This is a genomic window from Streptomyces sp. adm13(2018), assembly GCF_008042145.1.
Taxonomy (GTDB): Bacteria; Actinomycetota; Actinomycetes; order Streptomycetales; family Streptomycetaceae; genus Streptomyces.
Map to the genome: position 1 here is coordinate 299,196 of NZ_RDBH01000141.1, position 19,347 is coordinate 318,542.

A 19,347-nucleotide genomic window follows, 5' to 3' on the forward strand; every position below is an offset into this window, starting at 1 on the left:
CGCCCTGCCCTCCCGCTCCCACTCCTTCCGGCCAAGGAGAGTGCGTCATCAACGCGTCCAGCCCCCCTGCCGTAGAACTGCACGGCATCACCAAGCGATTCCCCGGCGTCGTCGCCAACAAGGACATCGCCATCACGGTCCGCAAGGGCACCGTGCACGCCCTCATCGGCGAGAACGGTGCCGGCAAGTCGACCCTCATGAAGATCCTCTACGGCATGCAGAAGCCGGACGAGGGCACCATCGCGGTCGACGGCCAGCAGGTCACCTTCTCCAGCCCCGGTGACGCCATCGCGCGCGGCATCGGCATGGTGCACCAGCACTTCATGCTCGCCGACAACCTCACCGTCCTGGAGAACGTCGTCCTCGGCGGCGAGAAGCTCTACGGCATCGGCGCCAAGGCGCGGAAGAAGATCCGGGAGATCTCCGACGCCTACGGCCTCGGGGTCCGCCCCGACGCCCTCGTCGAGGACCTCGGCGTCGCCGACCGGCAGCGCGTGGAGATCCTCAAGGTCCTCTACCGCGGCGCCAAGATCCTCATCCTCGACGAGCCGACCGCCGTGCTCGTCCCGCAGGAGGTCGACGCGCTCTTCGACAACCTGCGCGAGCTCAAGGCCGAGGGCCTGACCGTCATCTTCATCTCGCACAAGCTGGGCGAGGTCCTGAAGGTCGCCGACGACATCACCGTCATCCGGCGGGGCACCACGGTCGGCACCGCCGACCCGAGGACCGCCACCACCAAGCAGCTCGCCGAGCTGATGGTCGGCAGCGAGCTGCCCTCGCCCGAGACCCGCGAGTCGACGGTCACCACCGTCCCCATGCTCCAGGTCCGCAACCTCACGCTGACCGAGGCCGGCGCCGTCGCCGCCGCTCCGCTGACCAGCGCCGCCCCACCGGACCCGGCGAAGACCGTCGTCGTGCTGGAGGAGACGGCCGAGGGCCGCAAGCTCCTCGACGACATCTCCCTCACGATCCACAAGGGCGAGATCCTGGGCATCGCCGGTGTCGAGGGCAACGGCCAGACCGAGCTCATCGAGACCCTCATGGGCATGGCCACCCCCGACGCGGGCGTCATCACCCTCGACGGCGTGGACATCTCCAAGGTCTCGGTGCGCAAGCGCCGCGAGGGCGGCATCGGCTACATCCCCGAGGACCGCCACCGCCACGGCCTGCTCCTCGAAGCGCCGCTCTGGGAGAACCGCATCCTCGGCCACGTCACCGAGGAGCCCAACTCCAGGCGCGGCGTCCTCGACCCGAAGGCGGCCCGCAAGGACACCGAGCGGATCGTCCGCGAGTACGACGTGCGCACCCCCGGCATCGACGTCACCGCGGCCTCCCTCTCCGGCGGCAACCAGCAGAAGCTGATCGTCGGCCGCGAGATGAGCCACGCGCCCAAGTTCCTGATCGCCGCCCACCCCACCCGCGGTGTGGACGTCGGCGCGCAGGCGCAGATCTGGGACGCGATCCGGGACGCCCGCCGCGAGGGTCTCGCGGTGCTGTTGATCTCCGCCGACCTCGATGAGCTGATCGGCCTCTCCGACACCCTCCGGGTCATGTACCGCGGCAAGCTCGTCGCGGACGCCGACCCCGCCACCATCACGCCCGAGCAGCTCGGCTCCGCCATGACCGGCGCGGCGAGCGGCCAGCTCGAAGGCGCAGAGCAGCCCGAAGACGGTGACGCCCGATGATGAAGTTCGACAAGGACAAGTTGATCCTGGGCGCGGCGGGACCGGTGCTCGCCCTGGTCACCTCGTTCGTGCTCACCGTCCTGGTGCTGCTGGCGACGGGTCTCGACCCGATCGAGCCGATCACGCTCATGATCGACAACGCCGCGTTCGCCGACATCCAGGTCCTGATCGTCAACCAGACGGGGATCTACTACCTGGCGGCCCTGGCCGTGGCCATCGGCTTCCGGATGAACCTCTTCAACATCGGGGTCGACGGCCAGTACCGGCTCGCCGCGATGGTCTCGGCGCTCGTCGGCGCCTCGATCGAGCTGCCCGGCCCGCTGCACATCCTCGTGATCGTGCTCGTCGCGATGTTCACCGGCGCCTTCTGGGCCGGTATCGCCGGCATCCTGAAGACCACCCGCGGTGTCTCCGAGGTCGTCTCGACGATCATGCTGAACGCCATCGCGACCTCGCTGGTGGCCTGGCTGATCCTGCCGAAGAACTTCGGCGTCCAGCCGGAGGGCTCCAACAACCTCACCACCGGTGAGATCTCCGAGTCCGGCTGGTTCCCCGGCATCGACATGGGCGAGGGCAACGGAGTCATCTACGGCTTCACGTTCGTCGCGCTCGCCCTCGGCGTCGTCTACTGGTTCGTCCTCAACCGCACCCGGTTCGGCTTCGACCTGCGCGCCACCGGCGCCAGCGAGTCCGCCGCCCAGGCCAGCGGCGTCGACGCCAAGAAGATGATCCTCACCTCGATGCTGCTCTCGGGCGCGCTGGCCGGCCTGGCGGGCATGCCGACGCTGCTCGGCGAGTCCCACACGTACAGCCTCGACTTCCCCGTCGGTGTCGGCTTCACCGCCATCACCATCGCGCTGCTCGGCCGGAACCACCCGGTCGGCATCTTCTTCGCGGCCCTGCTCTTCGCGTTCCTCGACAAGGCCTCCTCGTCGCTGGACACCGAGGGCTACCCGAAGGAGATCACCAAGATCATGCAGGGCATCATCGTGATCGCCGTGGTCGTCTCGTACGAGCTCGTCCGCCGTTACGGCCTCCGCCGCCAGCAGCAGAAGGTCGGCGAGGAACTCGCCGCCGGCGGCGCCATCAAGACCGACAAGGAGGTCTCGGCATGAGCACCGGCACTGTCACCAAGCCGAGCGCAGCGCCCAAGGGCGGCGGACGCCGCAAGCTCACCCTGCCGTGGATCATGCTGATCGTCGCGGCCGCTCTTCTGCTCTTCTCCTTCGTCCGGGCCGTCTCCGGGGCCAACGACCTCACCTCGGTGGGCCAGGTCTCCGGCGCCCTCCAGCTCGCCGTGCCGATCGGCCTCGCCGGTCTCGGCGGTCTGTGGGCCGAGCGCGCGGGCGTCGTCAACATCGGCCTCGAAGGCATGATGGTCCTCGGCACCTGGTTCGGCGCCTGGGCCGGCTACCAGTGGGGCCCCTGGGTGGGTGTCCTCTTCGGCCTCCTCGGCGGCGCCATCGGCGGTCTGCTGCACGCGATCATCACCGTCACGTTCAACGTGAACCACATCGTCTCCGGTGTGGCGATCAACATCCTCGCGGTCGGCTTCACCCAGTACCTGTCGAACTTCACGTTCGCCGAGGCAGAGGGCGGCTCCTCCAAGCAGTCCCCGCGCATCGACCAGATCTACGAGATCACCGTGCCGGGGCTCGCGGACTGGCTGGCCGACCTCCAGGCCAAGCACTGGTTCTTTGTCTCCGACCTGGCCGGCATCCTCGGCGGTCTCGTGACGAACCTGTCGCTCCTGACGATCGTCGCCCTGCTGCTGATCCCGGCCACCTGGTGGCTGCTCTGGCGCACGGCCTTCGGCCTGCGGCTGCGCTCCTGCGGTGAGAACCCGGTCGCCGCCGAGTCCCTCGGCGTGAACGTCTACAAGTACAAGTACATCGCCGTCACGGTCTCCGGCGCGCTGGCCGGTCTCGGCGGGGCGTTCCTCGCGATCGTCTCCACCGGCATCTACCAGGAGGGCCAGACCGGCGGCCGCGGCTACATCGGTCTCGCCGCCATGATCTTCGGCAACTGGATGCCCGGCGGCATGGCGCTCGGCGCCGGCCTCTTCGGCTTCACCGACAGCCTCAAGCTCCGCGGCGGCGCCGAGAACGTCCACGCGCTGCTGCTGCTGGTCGCCGTGCTCCTGCTGGTAGCCGCCGTGTGGCAGCTGTACAAGAAGAAGTACGTGGCCGGTGTGATCTCCGCGGCCTTCTCCGGCGGCTTCTTCCTCTGGTACGCGCTGACCGACGAGGTCCCGAGCCAGTTCGTCGACGCGGCGCCGTACATCACCACCCTGCTCGTGCTCGCCCTGTCGGCGCAGCGCCTGCGGATGCCGAAGGCGGACGGCCTGCCCTACCGCAAGGGCCAGGGCAAGTGACGACCGCCCTCCCCGAGGCCGAGTGGGAGGCCCTGCGGGTCGCGGCGCGCGAGGCCATGGCCCGTGCGTACGCCCCGTACTCGGGCTTCCCGGTCGGTGCCGCCGCCCGCGTCGAGGACGGGCGGACGGTCTCCGGCTGCAACGTGGAGAACGCCTCGTACGGCCTCAGCCTGTGCGCCGAGTGCGGTCTCGTCTCGCAGCTCCAGGCGACCGGCGGCGGACGCCTCACGCACTTCGTGTGCGTGGACGGCGAGGGCGAGTCCCTGGTCCCGTGCGGCCGCTGCCGGCAGCTGCTGTACGAGTTCGGGGGCGCCGGGCTCGTCCTGGAGACCCCCGCCGGGTTCCTGACGCTCGCCGAGATGCTGCCGCAGGCCTTCGGCCCGGACCACCTCGCGAAGTAAACCTCGGAGCGGCCCTTCCGGCACGATGGGAAGGGCCGCTCCTCCTTTCCCCCTCTATGCGCGTAGAAAGAGGCACCACCATGGACGTCATCTCCGTCATCCGCACGAAGCGGGACAAGGGCGAGCTGAGCCCGGAGCAGATCGACTGGGTCATCGACGCCTACACCCGCGGTGCGGTCGCCGACGAGCAGATGTCCGCCCTGGCCATGGCCATCCTGCTGAACGGCATGAACCGCGCGGAGATCGCCCGCTGGACGGCCGCCATGATCGCGAGCGGCGAGCGCATGGAGTTCTCCTCCCTCTCCCGCCCCACCGCCGACAAGCACTCCACCGGCGGCGTCGGCGACAAGATCACCCTGCCGCTCGCCCCGCTCGTCGCCGCCTGCGGCGCGGCCGTCCCGCAGCTCTCCGGCCGCGGCCTCGGCCACACCGGCGGCACCCTCGACAAGCTGGAGTCCATCCCCGGCTGGCGCGCGCTGCTCTCCAACGAGGAGATGCTGCACGTCCTCGACACCACCGGCGCGGTCATCTGCGCGGCCGGCGACGGCCTGGCCCCCGCCGACAAGAAGCTGTACGCGCTCCGCGACGTCACCGGCACCGTCGAGGCCATCCCGCTGATCGCCTCCTCGATCATGTCGAAGAAGATCGCCGAGGGCACCGGCTCCCTGGTCCTCGACGTCAAGGTCGGCACCGGCGCCTTCATGAAGAACATCGAGGACGCCCGCGAGCTCGCCTCCACCATGGTCGGCCTCGGCACCGACAGCGGGGTGAAGACGGTCGCGCTGCTCACCGACATGTCCACCCCGCTCGGCCTCACCGCGGGCAACGCCCTGGAGGTCCGGGAGTCCGTCGAGGTCCTGGCCGGCGGCGGCCCGGCGGACGTCGTCGAGCTGACGATCGCGCTGGCCCGGGAGATGCTCGCCGCGGCCGGCATCAAGGACGCGGACCCGGCGAAGGCACTGGCCGACGGCTCGGCCATGGACCACTGGCGCCGGATGATCGCGGCCCAGGGCGGCGACCCGGACGCGGCCCTCCCGGTCGCCCGCGAGCAGCACGTCGTCACGGCCCCCTCGACCGGCGTCCTGACCCGTCTCGACGCCTACGACATCGGCATCGCCGCCTGGCGCCTGGGCGCGGGCCGCGCCCGCAAGGAGGACCCGGTGCAGGCCGGCGCGGGCGTCGAGCTCCACGCCAAGCCGGGCGACACGGTGACGGCGGGCCAGCCGCTCGTGACCCTCCACACGGACACCCCGGAGAAGTTCGACTACGCGCTCCAGTCCCTGGGCTCGGCCTGGGACATCGCGGCGGAGGGCACGTCCTTCACCCCGAACCCGATCGTGCTGGACCGCATCGCGTAGCGACCTGATCGACGCCGGCATGTGCCAGTGAAACCTTCGGGTGAACGGGACCGGTGGACCTCCACCGGTCCCGTTCGTCAGCCGAGCAGCCCCGTCAGCTCCCGCATGTTCTCGAAGACCACCGTCCCCGGGCCCGTCAGGCGGGCCGCCGGGGTCAGGCCGCCGGTGTAGCCGAAGGCGCGCATCCCGGCCGCCCGGGCCGCCCGGACACCGTACGGGCTGTCCTCGACCACCGCGCAGCGCTCCGGCGGGACGCCCATCGCGGCCGCCGCGTGCAGGAAGAGGTCCGGGGCCGGCTTGCCCCGGGCGACGTCGCGGGCGCTGAACATCCGGCCCTCGAAGCGCTCCAGGAGGCCCGCGCGGCCGAGGTTCTTCCGGATGGAGGCGTGGCTGCCGTTGGAGGCGAGGCAGTACGGGACGGCCAGCGCGTCCAGGACGTCCGTGACGCCCTCCACGGCCGTCAGCTCCGCGTCCAGGGCGTCCTCGTACCGCTGGGCGAAGGGCGCCTGCCAGTCGGGCTCCAGCGGGCGGCCCCGGCGCTCCTCCACGATCGCGATGAGCATGTCGTGCGGGGAGCCGACGAAGTACTCGACCATCTCCGCCTCGGTGAACTCCGCCCCGAGGCTCGCGAACACCTCCCGGTCCACCCGGCAGTAGATCCGCTCGCTGTCCACCAGGACACCGTCGCAGTCGAAGATCACCAGTTCGGCGGGCTCAAGACTCATGCTCCCGACCCTACGGCCCACGTGATCACCGATGAGTTCCGGTCCGAGGGCCGGTCTCAAGGCGTGTGGACACCAGCCGACCGCTCGTCGTGACCCTGCCCGCCCGGCCGACCGGGGACGAGGTGGCGCGGCTCTGCGCCGAGCTCGGGGCCGCCCCGCCCGGCGAGGTGGTCTGCGAGGTCGGCGCGCTCGCACCGGCCGACCTCGCCGCCGTCGACGCCCTCGCCCGGCTGAAACTCGCCGCCGGGCGGGGCGGGCACCGGATCCGGTTCGCGGGCGCGGGCCCCGAACTGCGGGCCCTGCTCCTGCTCACCGGGCTCGACGGGACGCTGCCGACGTAGCTACGCCTCCAGCCGGGCCGGCAGGTCGAAGAGCGGGAACCAGCGCTCGGTGTCCAGGAAGAAGTCCATCCCGGCGACCTTGCCGTCCCGCAGCTCCAGGACGATGAGCGCCCACGGGCTGAAGCCGCCCGCCGGGTCCGGGTGGTACTGGGCGAAGGCCGGCGAGCCGTTCGCCACGGTCGGCACCAGCTTCGAGCCGGCGCACACCTCGCCGACGCCCAGCATCCAGCCGACGATGTCGTCGTGGCCCTGGAGCCAGAGGTCGTACGGCGGCATGGACATGGTCGCGTCCTCGTGGAGGAGCGCGGTCAGCGCCTTCATGTCGTAGCCCTCGAACGCGGCGACGTAGCGCTCCAGGAGCGCCTTCTGCTCCTCGTCCAGCGGGTTCGCCGTGTCCGAGGCGGCCGGCGCCTGCTCGGCGAGCGTCGCGCGGGCCCGCTGGAGGGCGCTGTTGACCGAGGCGACGGAGGTGTCGAGGAGTTCGGCGACCTCGCTCGCCTTCCAGGCGAGCACCTCGCGCAGGATGAGCACCGCCCGCTGCTTGGGCGGCAGGTGCTGGAGCGCGGCCACGAACGCGAGCCGTACGGTCTCGCGGGAGACGGCCGTCTCCGCCGGGTCGCCGGCCGAGGGCAGCACCCGCCCGTCGGGCACCGGCTCCAGCCAGGTGATCTCCGGCTGCTTGACGAGCTGCGCCTGCGCGACCGGCGTCGCGGAGGTCAGGTCCATGGGCCGTGCCCTCCGGTTGCCCGCGGTCAGCGCGTCGAGGCAGACGTTGGTGGCGATCCGGTAGAGCCAGGACCGCAGCGAGGAGCGGCCCTCGAAGGAGCCGATCGCCTTCCAGGCCCGGACCATGGTGTCCTGCACCGCGTCCTCGGCCTCGAAGGAGGAGCCCAGCATCCGGTAGCAGTAGCCGGTCAGCTCCCGGCGGTACGCGTCGAGTTGCTCGGTCGTCGCGGTCGCGGCGTCACTCATCGGGTCCACACCCCACTCACCCCTCACCGGCACCCGTTCGGTGCCGGTGAGAGGGAAGCTACCGCAGCGCACTGACAGCCGGGGTCAGGTTCCCGGCTTGCGCCCGTAGACGAAGACGTCGTCACCGTTCCTGAGCAGGTTCCAGTACGCCTTGGCGTCCTTCGACGTCATGTTGACGCAGCCGGCGGAGCCCGGCGGGTTCCACATGGACTTGGTCGTCGAGTGGAAGGCCTGCCCGCCGTCGAAGAACTGCGCGTACGGCATGGACACGTTGTAGAGCGTCGACCAGTGGTTGATGTTCCGCCAGTAGATCTTCTTCGACCCGGTCCGGGTCTCGCTGCCGTCCCGGCCCGTACGGACCGGCACGGGGCCGTACTTGAGGCGCGAGCCGTCCTGGATCCAGCTCAGCTGGCGGGTGAGGTCGACGCAGGCGATCCGGCCCTTGTTGGTCGGACACTTGCGGTCCTTGTTGGGGTTGGACCCCGCCGCCTTCTGCTGGTTCATCGTGTTCATCGTGCGCCAGGTGATCGTCCCGGCGTACCCCGCGGACGGGGTGATGCCGTGCTTCTTCTGGAAGGCCTGGATGGCCTTGCAGTCGGCGAGCGACTGGCGTCCGTCGGCCGTGCGGCCGAGGAACTTCTCGACCTGCTTCTGGTACGGGCCCGTCGTCACGTTGCAGGACGCCGCCTGCGCCGGAGCCGCACCGAGCGCGATCGTCATCGGCAGCACCAGCGAGGTGAGGCCCGCGGCGATGCCGGCCCTTCTGCCTATCCGGCCCGTGATCTTCTTCATGATCGTCAACTCCCCCTAGAGTCCTGTCCTTCATGACGTTCGGGGGAGCGTCTCAGTTGCACCGGAACCGCCGCAATCAGCAGGAGGCCGCGATCCGGCCCTGTCGCGCCTCCACGCGCGCGCTGTGGGTGCCGTACAGGGTGACCGAGACGACGCCGAGGACGGCGACGAGTCCGATGAGGACCGTGCCGGCCCACCCGCCCGTGTGGAACGCGATCGCGCCGAGCGTGCCGCCCGCGCTGCTGCCGAGGTAGTACGCGGACTGGTAGAGCGCCGAGGCCTGTGCGCGGCCCGTCACGGCCGTGCGGCTCACCGAGGAGGACGCGACCGCGTGGCCCGCGAAGAAGCCGGCGGTGATCAGGACGAGGCCCGCGAGGACGGCGGGCAGCGCGTCGGAGAGCGAGAGCAGCAGGCCGGCGGCGGTGGTGGACACCGCCAGGTAGAGCGCCCCGCGCCGGCCGAGCCGCCCGACGAGCCGGCCCGCGGCGGCCGAGGAGACCGTACCGACCAGGTAGATCAGGAAGATCGAGCCGATGACGCCCTGCGGCAGCGAGAACGGGGCCTCGACCAGGCGGTAGCCGATCACGGTGTAGACCGCGCCGAAGACCGTCATGAAGAGGGCGCCGATCGCGTACAGCCGCATCAGCAGCGGGTCCGCCAGGTGCGTCCGCACGGTCCGGGCGAGCGCCTTCGGGTTGAGCGTGCCGGGCGTGAAGTGCCGTGCCTTCGGCAGCAGCGCCCGGAAGGCCAGCGCGCACAGCAGGGAGGTCAGGCCGACGGCGGCCAGACCCGCACGCCAGCCCCACATCTGGGCCACCCAGCCGGTCACCAGCCGGCCGCTCATGCCGCCGATCGAGTTGCCCGCGACGAACAGGCCGATCGCGGCGACCAGCGCCTTGGGGCGGACCTCCTCGGCGAGGAAGGCCATCGCGGAGGCCGGAAGACCGGCGAGCGCCGCGCCCTGGACCGCGCGCAGCGCGATCAGGGTCTCCAGGTTCGGGGCGAGCGGCACGAGGAGGGAGATGCCGACCGCGACCGTGAGCGAGGCGATCATCATCGTCCGCCGGCCGAAGCGCTCGGAAAGGGCGCTGAGCGGGATCACGCACAGGGCCAGGGCGCCGGTCGCGGCCGAGACCGTCCAGGAGGCGGCGGAGGCGGTGGCGCCGAACTCGGCCGAGATGGCCGGGAGGAGGGCCTGCGTGGAGTAGAGGAGCGCGAAGGCGGCGAGACCGGCGGCGAAGAGCGCGAGGCTCGTCCGGCGGTAGCCGGGGGCTCCGGGCGCGAGGCGGGTGTCGGCGGGGGTGAGGGAGACCGTGCGGCCGCGGCGGGCGAAGAGGCGGAAGGCATGCCCCGAACGTAGGACGACCCGCTTCATGCGTCCAATGCACGGAACTGCTGTAATCGTTCCCATGGCGCATGAGTACAGGTCACAGCCTCGCCTGTCACCGAACAGTAACGAAGAAGACATGGGACTGCTCCTCGCGCCGCGGCTCGCGTACTTCGCCGCCGTGGCCCGGCACGAGCACGTGACCAGGGCCGCGGCCGAGATGGGCGTCCCGCAGTCCACGCTCTCCCGGGCCATGGTCAGGCTCGAACAGGACCTCGGCGTCACCCTCTTCGCCCGCCGCGGCCGCACGGTCTCCCTCACCCCCGCCGGACGCCGCTTCCTCGGTGCCGCCGAGCGGGCCCTCGCCGAGGTGGAGCGGGCCGCCGACACCGTACGGGCGGACGCCGACCCCACCGCGGGCCGGGTCGCCTTCGGCTTCCTCCACACGATGGGCTCCGAGACCGTCCCCGGTCTCATCCGCGCCTTCCGCGTCGACCACCCCGGGATCCGCTTCACCCTCGTCCAGAACTACGGCGAGGCCATGATCGAGCGGCTTCGCGCCGGCGACCTCGACCTCTGCCTGACCTCCCCGGTGCCGGACGCGCCCGACCTGGTCGCGCGGCGCCTCGACGAGCAGCGGCTCCGGCTCGTCGTCCCCGACGACCACCGGCTCGCGAGCCGCAAGCGGGTCCGCCTCGCCGAGGCCGCCGACGAGACCTTCGTGACCCTGGAACCGGGGTACGGGCTCCGCCGCATCACCGACGACCTGTGCGCCGAGGCCGGCTTCAAGCCCCGGATCGCCTTCGAGGGGGAGGAGGCCGAGACGCTGCGCGGTCTGGTCGCCGCGGGCCTCGGCGTGGCCCTGCTGCCGCCCCCGGCCGTACCGCGCCCCGGCGTCGTCGAACTCACCGTCACCGCGCCGCGCGCGGTCCGCGAGATCGGTGTCGCCTGGCTGGACGGGCACCCGGACACGGCGCCGGTGGCCGCCTTCAAGAAGTTCCTGCTCGGCAGGCGCGGCCATCTCCTCCCCAAGGAGCCCGCGGCGCCGCTGCTGTCCGCGGACCCCGGCGCGGAGCCCTCACCTCCGGAGTGAACCGCCGAAGCCCGCCGCGAGCGGCATCCGCAGACCGAGCGGCGGGGGAGCGGCCATCGCGTCGGTCACCGGCCGGGCGACCGGCCGGGCGAAGAGCGCGCCGAGGACGAAGTCGGCGGCGAGCGCCCGCACCTCCTCCGCGTACTGGCGCAGCGCGTGACCGTCCGAGTGCACCTCGAACCGGCAGGTGTCGCGGTTCGCCTTCTTGGCCCGCTCGGCGTACCGGAACGACAACTCCGGGTCCGTACGGGCGTCGTTCGTGCCGTGCACCAGCAGCACCCGGCGTCCCATCAGCTGGCGTACGGCCTCCGGCTCCGCCGCCACGTCGTCCTCCGGGAGCCACGGGGCGAGCGCGAGGACCGCGCCGACCGCGCCGTGCCCGGCAGCCCGCAGCGCCGCCCTGCCCCCGAGGCCGTGGCCGACCAGGCAGACCGGGACGTCGCCGTAGCGCCGTACGGCCTCCGCGACGGCCCAGGCGGCGTCCGCCGCGAGGTTCGCGTCGGCGCCGTTCCAGCCGCGCCCCCGGTAGCGCACCACATGGGCGACGAGCCCCTCGGTCCGGCCCGCCCGGACCAGCGAGCGCCCCAGCGGCAGCATCGCCGCGTGGGCCCGCGCGGAGGCCCGCCGCCCCGACACCGGATCGCCGTCGGGGAGCAGCAGCACCACGCCGCCCACCGCCTCGGACGTGCGGGAACCTCCAACAGGCCGACCGAGCCGGGGTCTCCGGGCGTCGGACGGCCCCACGAGTGCGAAGTGCGCCATGACAGAACAGTCTCAGAAGCAGAGGTGTACGCCAGTGGTACGCGCGGTCTCTGTTGCGCATCGCCCGGGCGCGGCACCGCCGTTCGCCCGGATCGGTAGGGGACGGTGACGCGCCGCGCGGCCGTTGACCCGGATCGCCCCCGCCGGGGAGCGTCGACTACGGCTATCCCCGTGCGAAGACGTGGACGGTGTCGGCGACGACGAAGCCCCGGCGCTCGTACCAGCGGTGCGGCCACTTCGCCTCGTTGGCGCTCAGGAACCGGAGGTCGCAGTCGGCCTCGGCCGCCAGGTGCAGGGCCGTGTCCAGGACCCGGCCGGCGTACCCCTGCCCGAGGTGTGCCTCGGCGGTGACCAGGTCCTCGATCCGGGCGGTGCCGACCGCCGGGTCGAGGTACAGGTCGACCCATGAGGCCACCTCGCCGTCCTCGGTGTGCACGGCGAGGAACCGTACGTCGTCCGCGGCTCCGAGCCTGGCCGACCGGCGCTCCACGAGGTGGTGGACCTCCTCGTCGGACACCCCGGGGGCGAACCGGCGCCAGGCCGTCGAGGACGGCCCGCGCAGCTCCTCGGCGTCCACCGGCCGGCCCCCGCCGTGCGCCGGGACGGGGCCGTCGTGCCGCATGAGGAGGGTGCGCGAGGTGGTGTAGCCGGCGTCCTCCAGCGGACCCCGGCTCGCGGCCGCGACCTCGTCGTCGACGACGTACACGAGCCGGTGCGGCAGGTGACCGAGTAGTTCGTCGGCGAGCGCGGGCAGGGCCAGGGGGTCGGCCGGGCCGTCCACCAGCAGGTGGTTGTTGCCGCGGGAGTGCGTGTACCGGTCGTCGAGCGCGGCGAATCCGCCGGGGAACTCGACCACCCGGTCCGCCTGGCGGCGGTGGAAACCGGAGAAGGAGGCGTGGATGCGGGCCAGTTCGGGGTCGTGCGGGTGGGCCGTCATCCCACCACCCTAGAAGCCCCCGCCCGGCCCGGTCGCGCCCTGTTCGCCGAGGAGGGGCGCCGGGGATTCCGTGCCACGAGGCGCCTTCTACGCGCGTAGGGGCTAGCATGCGGAAATGACGAGCCAGACCCCCAGCGTCCCCACCGCGGACCAGATCCGACGTGCCCCGAAGGTGCTGCTCCACGACCACCTCGACGGTGGACTGCGCCCCGGCACGATCATCGAACTCGCCCGGGAGCAGGGCTACAAGCAACTCCCCGAGACGGAGCCCGACAAGCTCGGCGTCTGGTTCCGCGAAGCCGCCGACTCCGGTTCCCTGGAGCGGTACCTGGAGACCTTCGCGCACACCTGCGCCGTCATGCAGACCCGTGACGCCCTCTTCCGCGTCGCCGCCGAGTGCGCCGTCGACCTCGCCGAGGACGGCGTCGTCTACGCCGAGGTGCGCTACGCCCCCGAGCAGCACCTGGAGGCCGGCCTCACCCTGGAGGAGGTCGTCGAGGCCGTCAACGAGGGCTTCCGCGAGGGCGAGCGGCAGGCCAGGGCCAACGGGCACCGCATCCGGGTCGGCGCCCTGCTCACCGCGATGCGCCACGCGGCCCGCGCCCTGGAGATCGCCGAGCTGGCCAACCGCTACCGCGACTCCGGCGTCGTCGGCTTCGACATCGCGGGCGCCGAGGCCGGCTTCCCGCCCACCCGGCACCTCGACGCCTTCGAGTACCTCAAGCGGGAGAACAACCACTTCACCATCCACGCGGGCGAGGCCTTCGGGCTGCCCTCCATCTGGCAGGCGCTCCAGTGGTGCGGGGCCGACCGGCTCGGGCACGGCGTCCGGATCATCGACGACATCGAGGTCGCCGACGACGGCTCGGTGACCCTCGGCCGGCTCGCCGCCTACGTCCGGGACAAGCGGATCCCGCTGGAGATGTGCCCGTCCTCCAACCTCCAGACGGGCGCGGCGGCCTCGTTCGCCGAGCACCCCATCGGGCTGCTCCGCACCCTGCACTTCCGGGCCACGGTCAACACCGACAACCGCCTCATGAGCGGGACGAGCATGAGCCGGGAATTCGAGCTGCTGATCGAGGCATTCGATTACACGCTCGACGACATGCAGTGGTTCACGGTCAATGCGATGAAATCAGCGTTCATTCCTTTCGATGAACGCCTGGCCATGATCAATGAGGTCATCAAGCCCGGATATGCCGAGCTGAAGTCCGAATGGCTGTTCCAGCAGACCGCCACGACCAGCGACTCTTCGCGTACGGCGGACTGAGCGGCGCGACATCGACGGGAACCGAGCGGCCGGGAGAGCACGACACCCGGCCGCTTAGGGGTGTTTGCGGCGGGCACGTGGACTGGTTAGGTTGCAGAGCCGCTCTGCATTCCCAGGATTTCCCCGTCCGGCTTTCCCGGAAGCCCCCGGATTCCCCAAGGAAGATTTTCAGATGAAGCAGTCTGCCGCCAAGAAGCTCGGTGTCGCCGCTCTCGGTGCCGCTTTCGCCGCTGCCGCCGCCGGCACGGCCTCCGCCGCGCCGTCCCTGCCGCTCAACGCCGACGCTGTGGGCACGGTGACCAAGGCCGTCCCGCTGGGTGACGACCTCACCACGCTCCCCGACGGCGCGGCCGAGTCCCTCGTCGCCGGCCAGGGCGCCCTCGGCCAGGGTGTCGACCAGGGCGTCAAGACCCTCCCGGCCGCCGCCGGCCAGGCCACCCAGAACCTGCCGCTCGACGCCGCCGCCGGCGGCCTCGGCGCCACCCCGCTGGGCGGCCTCCTCGGCGGCCTGCCGCTCAACGGACTGCCGATCGGCTGACCCACTCTTCCCGGAGCCGCACGAGGCTCCGTACGCCGAAGGGGCGCGCACCCGGTCTCCCGGGCACGCGCCCCTTCGGCGTCGGTGACGGTCACCAGGCCGTGGTGGCCTTCCGCTCGTCCGGCAGGAAGATCCACAGGCCGAGGTAGACCAGGAACTGCGGTCCGGGCAGCAGGCACGAGACCAGGAAGATCAGACGCATCGTGTTCGCGGAGATGCCGAAGCGCCGGGCCAGGCCCGCGCACACTCCGCCGATCACGCGTCCGTCACGGGGGCGGGTCAGTGCGGCCATGGTGGGCTCCTTCGGAGTCGGTGTCCGGGAGGCCTCTCTGCCGGGCTCCCGATGACTCCATGGTGCCGCCGGAGGGCCCCCGGCGGCGTCGGTCTACCGGGCGATCGGGACCCTGGGAATCGTCGGGGTCGCACCCTGAGACCCGTCGTTCCGCAGCAGGGCGGAACCCCGGCCCCGGCTGGTCCTCACGGAGGAGTCCGCCCGGCCGTCGTCCGACCTGCGGCGCAGCCAGGTGCGGCCGGCCGGGACGAACAGCAGATGGGCCAGCGCGACCCCGGCGGTGTTCAGGAGGACCGAGTCCACGTCCACGACCTGGCCGGGCACGGCGGTCTGCAGCAGCTCGACGGCGAGGGACACCAGCGCGCCGGCGGCGGTGGTACGGGCGAGGGAAGCCCACCCGGAGACCCGGAGCCGTCCGTCGGCCATCGGGAGCAGGACGCCGAGCGGGGCGAGGAGCAGCAGCCCCTCGGCGATCAGCCGGACGGCCTCGGCGGTGCCGAGGGCGAGGTCGGCGCGGAGGCCGTGGAGGGGGACGACGTTCGGCGCGGTCACCCAGGCGACGTCGCGTGGGCGCAGGCTGATCCAGGCGACGACCAGGAGATGCGCGAGGAGGAGGGCGAGCCCTGCCACGCGGACGACCTTGGCGGCACTGCCGCCCGAACCTTGACGCTGCACGCCCCCCAAGACGCCCACACCACCCGCCCGCCGCGGCCCGCGGAGGCCGCCCCCGCCGTCAGTTCGGGGTGGCCGGGGCCGTCGGCGGGGTGGATTCCGGGCGCTCGCGGAGTTCCGTCGTGCACCGGTACCGCTTCGGCGCGTAGGCGCCCGGCCCGCCCAGCAGGACCGTCTGCTCCCCCGAGCCCGCCGAGCTTCCCGCGAACGTGCAGACCAGCTGCGACAGCGCCGTCGGCGCCAGGTCCTCCGGCTGACGGCTCAGCCGCAGCGTGCCCGCCGGGTCGCCCCGGTGACCGCCGCGCACCACCAGCGGGCCGCGGACCGCGGTGGTGAACCCGGCCCGCTGCTCGCTCTCCGAGGGCTCGGCGAGCAGCTGCGCCAGCAGCCCCGACGCCGTGCGCACCGGGTTGCCGCCCGCCTTGTCCTCCGGCAGGGAGCGCCGGTCCACCGCCTCCAGCTGCGAGCCGCAGACCAGGAACACCCGGACCGGCACGCCCTGCACGGCGGAGCCCGTCGCCCCCTCCTGGGTCACGTTGCAGGGGACCCGGGACGGGGCCGCGCCCGCGTCGACCGGGACCGAGGTGGTCCTGATGCCGCAGCCGGTCGCCAGCGCGGTGAGCGCGACGAGTCCGGCCGTCAGGACCGTACGCCCGATGGTGCGGCGTCTCACGCTTCCTCCACCTCGCCCTGGCTGCTGCGGGTCTGCACCTCGCGGGTGATCCCCGACGCGTCGAGCGGCAGCCGCAGCACGAACACCGCGCCGTCCACCTTCCCGTCCTCGCCGACCGAGTTGGCCGCGGTGATCGAACCGCCGTGGATCAGCGCGTTCTCCATGGCGATCGACAGGCCGAGGCCGCTGCCCTCGGACCGCGGCCGGGACGCGCTCGCCTTGTAGAAGCGGTCGAAGACGTGCGGCAGCACCTCTTCGGGGATGCCGGGGCCGTGGTCGCGGACGGCGATGACCAGTTCGGTGTCCTCGGTGCGCACCGAGACCCGGACCGGCGAGCCGCCGTGCTTCAGCGCGTTCCCGATCAGGTTCGCCAGGATCACGTCGAGCCGGCGCGGGTCGAGCGGTGCGACGATGCCGCGCTCGGCGTCGAGGTCGACGGCGTCGAGCCAGGCGCGGGCGTCGATGCAGGCGGTGATCTGGTCGGCGATGTCCACCTCGTCGAGGACGAGACGTGCGGTGCCCGCGTCGAAGCGGGTGACCTCCATGAGGTTCTCGACCAGGTCGTTGAGGCGCCGGGTCTCGCTGACCACCAGGGCGACCGCCGGGGCGATCATCGGGTCGAGGGAGTCCTGCTCGTCCTCCAGGACCTCCGTGACGGCCGTGAGCGCGGTCAGCGGGGTCCGCAGCTCGTGCGACATGTCGGCGACGAACCGACGGGAGGACTCCTCCCGGGCGCTCATGTCCGCGACCTTCTTCTGGAGCGACTCGGCCGCCCCGTTGAACGTACGGGTGAGGTCGGCCAGTTCGTCGGCCCCGGTGACCCGCAGCCGGGTGTCGAGCTTGCCCTCGCCGAGCTGCCGGGCCGCCTCGCCGAGCCGGTGCACCGGGCGCAGCACGGTCGTCGCCGCGACCTGGGCGAGCAGCACGGAGCCGGCCACGGCGAGCGCCGTCGCGATGCCCAGCGACCAGGCGAGCGAGTTCAGGTCGGCCTTCTCGGCCGCCAGCGACTTGAACATGTAGCCGGCGGGCCCGCCGCCGTCGATCCGCGTCCCGCCGACCAGGTACGGCGTGCCGTTCCGCTCGGTGCGCTGCCAGAACAGGTGGTACGGGTACGGGTTGGCCTCCGTGACCGGGCGCTCCGTGTCGACGGCCTCGCGCAGCGCGCGCGGCACGTCGGCCAGGGTGAAGTCGTCGGGGTTCGAGGCGCCGACGATCGGCTTGCCCGCGGCCCTCTCGCCGAGCAGCAGCACCTGGTAGTTGGCGCTGCCGGTGGCCATCTGCTCGGCCGTCCGCCGCAGGTCGTCCTGGGTGGGCCGGAGCGGCAGCGTCGCCGCCCGGTTCTGCATCTCCTGCCGGAAGTCGTTGAGCGCGCCGTCCTGGGTGCGGGTCAGCACCGCCTCGCGGTTCAGCCAGTAGGCGATGCCGGAGGCGGAGACGGCCGCGGTGAGCGCGACCAGGGCGAAGACGACGACCAGACGCAGCCGCAGGCTGGAGAGACGCAGCCGTGTGACGATCCCCTTGCTCACGCAGGAACGTCCAGCCGGTAGCCGACCCCGCGCACGGTGCGGATGAGCGTCGGCGAGGACGGCACGTCCTCGACCTTGGCGCGCAGCCGCTGCACGCAGGCGTCGACGAGCCGCGAGTCGCCGAGGTAGTCGTGCTCCCACACCAGGCGGAGCAACTGCTGCCGGGAGAGCGCCTGTCCGGGCCGCCGGCTCAGCTCCAGGAGCAGCCGCAGCTCGGTCGGGGTGAGCTGGAGGTCCTCGCCGTTCTTTGTCACCGTCATCGCGGAGCGGTCGATGACCAGCGAGCCGTAGGTCGCCGAGTCGGTGGACTCCCGCTCCCCGCGCCGCAGTACGGCCCGGATGCGGGCGTCGAGGACGCGTCCCTGCACCGGCTTCACGACGTAGTCGTCGGCGCCGGACTCCAGGCCCACGACCACGTCGATGTCGTCGCTGCGCGCGGTCAGCAGGATGATCGGCAACTGGTCGGTGCGGCGGATGCGCCGGCAGACCTCGAAGCCGTCGATGCCGGGCAGCATGACGTCGAGCACGACCAGGTCCGGCCGCTGCTCGCGCAGCAGCTGGAGGCCGTCCTCACCGGTCGCGGCGGTGGCCACCCGGTGGCCCTGCCGGGACAGGGAGAGTTCGAGGGCCGTCCGGATGGCGTCGTCGTCCTCGATCAGCAGCAGAAAAGGCACGGTCGCCATTCTGTCCCATGGGGCCGTCCGAGTTCGACCGCTGGGAGGCGCGCTTCTGGCGGGGGCCCTGTGACACGTCTGTGACAGTCGGCGGACAACGCCATGAAGTCCGCTGGGCAAGCTTCTTGGCACACGGACCGAAACACACACTCCAACCGACGGGGGGCGCGAGATGAACGCACTGCACAGCACCACCTCAAGCGCAGTTGTCACGCGTCTCCACGACGTCGTACGGAGCACGGAGAAGTCCGGCGCTGTCACGAACGGGCGGGGGTGCGTTCGCAGCGTCGGGCGTCAGCGCAAGGCGCCGTACATGGTCGCCATCGCTGACGGGGGAGCGGCGTACGGGGAGGTCACGGGGGAGCGCAGTTGTTCGGAAGCCGAGTTCACGGCTTACGTCCAAGAGCGTCGTGCCTCCCTGTACGCCACCGCCTACCACCTGACCGGTGACCGGTTCGAGGCCGAGGACCTGCTCCAGAGCGCGCTGTTCTCCACGTACCGCGCCTGGGAGCGGATCAGCGACAAGGCCGCCGTCGGCGGGTACCTCCGCCGCACCATGACCAATCTGCACATCAGCGCCTGGCGCCGGCGCAAGCTGAACGAGTACCCGACCGAGGAGCTCCCGGAGACGGTGGGCGAGTCGGACGCGATGCGCGGCACGGAGCTGCGCGCGGTGCTGTGGCAGGCGCTGGCCCGGCTGCCCGAGCTCCAGCGGACGATGCTGGTGCTGCGGTACTACGAGGGCCGGACCGATCCGGAGATCGCGGAGATCCTGGACATCAGTGTCGGCACGGTGAAGTCGAGCATCTGGCGGTCGCTGCGGCGGCTGCGCGAGGACGAGGTGCTCAGCTTCGGCCGTGACGAGGAGGAGTCCTTCGGCGAGCTGGTGGCCTGAAGGCTGGGGGAAACCCGCGGGGGCTACGGGGGAGACGGAG

Annotated in this window: 20 protein-coding genes and 1 pseudogene; 10 read left to right on the forward strand and 11 right to left on the reverse strand. The window is 71.9% G+C overall.

The window, feature by feature from the left end; all coding sequences use genetic code 11:
• Positions 1-47: 47 nt before the first annotated feature.
• The 5 genes from EAO70_RS29410 to EAO70_RS29430 all read left to right on the forward strand — a co-directional run bounded on the left by EAO70_RS29410 (position 48) and on the right by EAO70_RS29430 (position 5,818).
• Positions 48-1,685 (forward strand): ABC transporter ATP-binding protein, encoded by a 1,638-nt coding sequence (locus tag EAO70_RS29410; RefSeq protein WP_148005881.1) that lies wholly within the window; start codon positions 48-50, stop codon positions 1,683-1,685.
• Positions 1,682-2,800 carry an ABC transporter permease gene (locus EAO70_RS29415; RefSeq protein ID WP_073910205.1) on the forward strand — a complete coding sequence of 373 codons (1,119 nt, stop codon included), beginning with the start codon at positions 1,682-1,684 and terminating at the stop codon, positions 2,798-2,800. Before EAO70_RS29410 ends, EAO70_RS29415 begins: the two co-directional genes overlap by 4 nt.
• Positions 2,797-4,059 (forward strand): ABC transporter permease, encoded by a 1,263-nt coding sequence (locus tag EAO70_RS29420; protein ID WP_148005882.1) that lies wholly within the window; start codon positions 2,797-2,799, stop codon positions 4,057-4,059. The genes EAO70_RS29415 and EAO70_RS29420 overlap by 4 nt, the downstream gene beginning before the upstream one ends.
• Positions 4,056-4,460, forward strand: a complete 405-nt coding sequence (locus EAO70_RS29425; protein ID WP_148005883.1) for a cytidine deaminase — start codon at positions 4,056-4,058, stop codon at positions 4,458-4,460. Before EAO70_RS29420 ends, EAO70_RS29425 begins: the two co-directional genes overlap by 4 nt.
• An 80-nt stretch (positions 4,461-4,540) precedes the next feature.
• Complete coding sequence (locus EAO70_RS29430) at positions 4,541-5,818, forward strand: thymidine phosphorylase (protein ID WP_148005884.1); 1,278 nt, start codon at positions 4,541-4,543, stop codon at positions 5,816-5,818.
• 77 nt (positions 5,819-5,895) lie between these two features.
• Here EAO70_RS29430 and EAO70_RS29435 read toward each other — a convergent pair whose 3' ends face one another.
• The gene (locus EAO70_RS29435; protein WP_148005885.1) at positions 5,896-6,543 is read right to left on the reverse strand and encodes an HAD family hydrolase; all 648 of its coding nucleotides are present in this window, start codon (positions 6,541-6,543) and stop codon (positions 5,896-5,898) included.
• Between the two features lie 65 nt (positions 6,544-6,608).
• On the opposite strand from EAO70_RS29435, the gene EAO70_RS29440 reads away from it, so the two are divergent.
• A complete protein-coding gene (locus EAO70_RS29440; RefSeq protein ID WP_148005886.1) occupies positions 6,609-6,884 on the forward strand; it encodes an STAS domain-containing protein in 276 nt (91 codons plus the stop codon).
• On the opposite strand, the gene EAO70_RS29445 is transcribed toward EAO70_RS29440, so the two are convergent.
• The 3 genes and pseudogenes from EAO70_RS29445 to EAO70_RS29455 all read right to left on the reverse strand — a co-directional run bounded on the left by EAO70_RS29445 (position 6,885) and on the right by EAO70_RS29455 (position 9,995).
• Positions 6,885-7,856 carry a sigma-70 family RNA polymerase sigma factor gene (locus tag EAO70_RS29445; RefSeq protein ID WP_148005887.1) on the reverse strand — a complete coding sequence of 324 codons (972 nt, stop codon included), beginning with the start codon at positions 7,854-7,856 and terminating at the stop codon, positions 6,885-6,887.
• 84 nt (positions 7,857-7,940) lie between these two features.
• Positions 7,941-8,648 (reverse strand): L,D-transpeptidase, encoded by a 708-nt coding sequence (locus EAO70_RS29450; RefSeq protein ID WP_148005888.1) that lies wholly within the window; start codon positions 8,646-8,648, stop codon positions 7,941-7,943.
• Positions 8,649-8,724: 76 nt separating this feature from the next.
• Positions 8,725-9,995 (reverse strand): annotated as a pseudogene (locus EAO70_RS29455) (MFS transporter).
• A 62-nt stretch (positions 9,996-10,057) separates the two neighbouring features.
• Between EAO70_RS29455 and EAO70_RS29460 the strand changes: the two are divergent.
• Positions 10,058-11,068, forward strand: a complete 1,011-nt coding sequence (locus tag EAO70_RS29460; RefSeq protein WP_148005890.1) for a LysR family transcriptional regulator — start codon at positions 10,058-10,060, stop codon at positions 11,066-11,068.
• On the opposite strand, the gene EAO70_RS29465 is transcribed toward EAO70_RS29460, so the two are convergent.
• The gene (locus tag EAO70_RS29465) at positions 11,054-11,830 is read right to left on the reverse strand and encodes a dienelactone hydrolase family protein (RefSeq protein WP_148005891.1); all 777 of its coding nucleotides are present in this window, start codon (positions 11,828-11,830) and stop codon (positions 11,054-11,056) included. The genes EAO70_RS29460 and EAO70_RS29465 overlap by 15 nt on opposite strands.
• A 163-nt stretch (positions 11,831-11,993) precedes the next feature.
• Complete coding sequence (locus EAO70_RS29470) at positions 11,994-12,767, reverse strand: GNAT family N-acetyltransferase (RefSeq protein ID WP_148005892.1); 774 nt, start codon at positions 12,765-12,767, stop codon at positions 11,994-11,996.
• Between the two features lie 115 nt (positions 12,768-12,882).
• On the opposite strand from EAO70_RS29470, the gene EAO70_RS29475 reads away from it, so the two are divergent.
• Positions 12,883-14,037 carry an adenosine deaminase gene (locus tag EAO70_RS29475; protein ID WP_148005893.1) on the forward strand — a complete coding sequence of 385 codons (1,155 nt, stop codon included), beginning with the start codon at positions 12,883-12,885 and terminating at the stop codon, positions 14,035-14,037.
• Between the two features lie 172 nt (positions 14,038-14,209).
• Positions 14,210-14,575, forward strand: a complete 366-nt coding sequence (locus tag EAO70_RS29480; RefSeq protein ID WP_148005894.1) for a hypothetical protein — start codon at positions 14,210-14,212, stop codon at positions 14,573-14,575.
• Between the two features lie 91 nt (positions 14,576-14,666).
• Here the strand turns inward: EAO70_RS29480 and EAO70_RS29485 are convergent, their stop codons facing one another.
• The 5 genes from EAO70_RS29485 to afsQ1 all read right to left on the reverse strand — a co-directional run bounded on the left by EAO70_RS29485 (position 14,667) and on the right by afsQ1 (position 18,412).
• A complete protein-coding gene (locus EAO70_RS29485) occupies positions 14,667-14,867 on the reverse strand; it encodes a PspC domain-containing protein (RefSeq protein WP_015035757.1) in 201 nt (66 codons plus the stop codon).
• A gap of 93 nt (positions 14,868-14,960) precedes the next feature.
• The gene (locus EAO70_RS29490) at positions 14,961-15,497 is read right to left on the reverse strand and encodes a VanZ family protein (RefSeq protein WP_261993112.1); all 537 of its coding nucleotides are present in this window, start codon (positions 15,495-15,497) and stop codon (positions 14,961-14,963) included.
• Positions 15,498-15,600: 103 nt separating this feature from the next.
• Positions 15,601-16,212 (reverse strand): hypothetical protein, encoded by a 612-nt coding sequence (locus EAO70_RS29495; protein ID WP_148005896.1) that lies wholly within the window; start codon positions 16,210-16,212, stop codon positions 15,601-15,603.
• A complete protein-coding gene (locus EAO70_RS29500; protein WP_148005897.1) occupies positions 16,209-17,738 on the reverse strand; it encodes a sensor histidine kinase in 1,530 nt (509 codons plus the stop codon). Before EAO70_RS29500 ends, EAO70_RS29495 begins: the two co-directional genes overlap by 4 nt.
• Positions 17,735-18,412 (reverse strand): two-component system response regulator AfsQ1, encoded by a 678-nt coding sequence (gene afsQ1, locus EAO70_RS29505; protein ID WP_017239746.1) that lies wholly within the window; start codon positions 18,410-18,412, stop codon positions 17,735-17,737. The genes EAO70_RS29500 and afsQ1 overlap by 4 nt, the downstream gene beginning before the upstream one ends.
• Positions 18,413-18,584: 172 nt before the next feature.
• On the opposite strand from afsQ1, the gene EAO70_RS29510 reads away from it, so the two are divergent.
• The gene (locus EAO70_RS29510; protein WP_148005899.1) at positions 18,585-19,307 is read left to right on the forward strand and encodes a SigE family RNA polymerase sigma factor; all 723 of its coding nucleotides are present in this window, start codon (positions 18,585-18,587) and stop codon (positions 19,305-19,307) included.
• Positions 19,308-19,347 lie beyond the last annotated feature (40 nt).

Bases quoted from the DNA above. Each gene is read 5' to 3' on its own strand.
- EAO70_RS29420 (WP_148005882.1), top strand. From the start codon at position 2,797: ATGAGCACCGGCACTGTCACCAAGCCGAGCGCAGCGCCCAAGGGCGGC.
- EAO70_RS29485 (WP_015035757.1), bottom strand. From the start codon at position 14,867: ATGGCCGCACTGACCCGCCCCCGTGACGGACGCGTGATCGGCGGAGTG.
- EAO70_RS29480 (WP_148005894.1), top strand. From the start codon at position 14,210: ATGAAGCAGTCTGCCGCCAAGAAGCTCGGTGTCGCCGCTCTCGGTGCC.
- EAO70_RS29430 (WP_148005884.1), top strand. From the start codon at position 4,541: ATGGACGTCATCTCCGTCATCCGCACGAAGCGGGACAAGGGCGAGCTG.
- EAO70_RS29465 (WP_148005891.1), bottom strand. From the start codon at position 11,830: ATGGCGCACTTCGCACTCGTGGGGCCGTCCGACGCCCGGAGACCCCGG.
- EAO70_RS29475 (WP_148005893.1), top strand. From the start codon at position 12,883: ATGACGAGCCAGACCCCCAGCGTCCCCACCGCGGACCAGATCCGACGT.
- EAO70_RS29460 (WP_148005890.1), top strand. From the start codon at position 10,058: ATGGCGCATGAGTACAGGTCACAGCCTCGCCTGTCACCGAACAGTAAC.
- EAO70_RS29435 (WP_148005885.1), bottom strand. From the start codon at position 6,543: ATGAGTCTTGAGCCCGCCGAACTGGTGATCTTCGACTGCGACGGTGTC.
- EAO70_RS29415 (WP_073910205.1), top strand. From the start codon at position 1,682: ATGATGAAGTTCGACAAGGACAAGTTGATCCTGGGCGCGGCGGGACCG.
- EAO70_RS29450 (WP_148005888.1), bottom strand. From the start codon at position 8,648: ATGAAGAAGATCACGGGCCGGATAGGCAGAAGGGCCGGCATCGCCGCG.
- EAO70_RS29470 (WP_148005892.1), bottom strand. From the start codon at position 12,767: ATGACGGCCCACCCGCACGACCCCGAACTGGCCCGCATCCACGCCTCC.
- EAO70_RS29510 (WP_148005899.1), top strand. From the start codon at position 18,585: ATGAACGCACTGCACAGCACCACCTCAAGCGCAGTTGTCACGCGTCTC.
- EAO70_RS29445 (WP_148005887.1), bottom strand. From the start codon at position 7,856: ATGAGTGACGCCGCGACCGCGACGACCGAGCAACTCGACGCGTACCGC.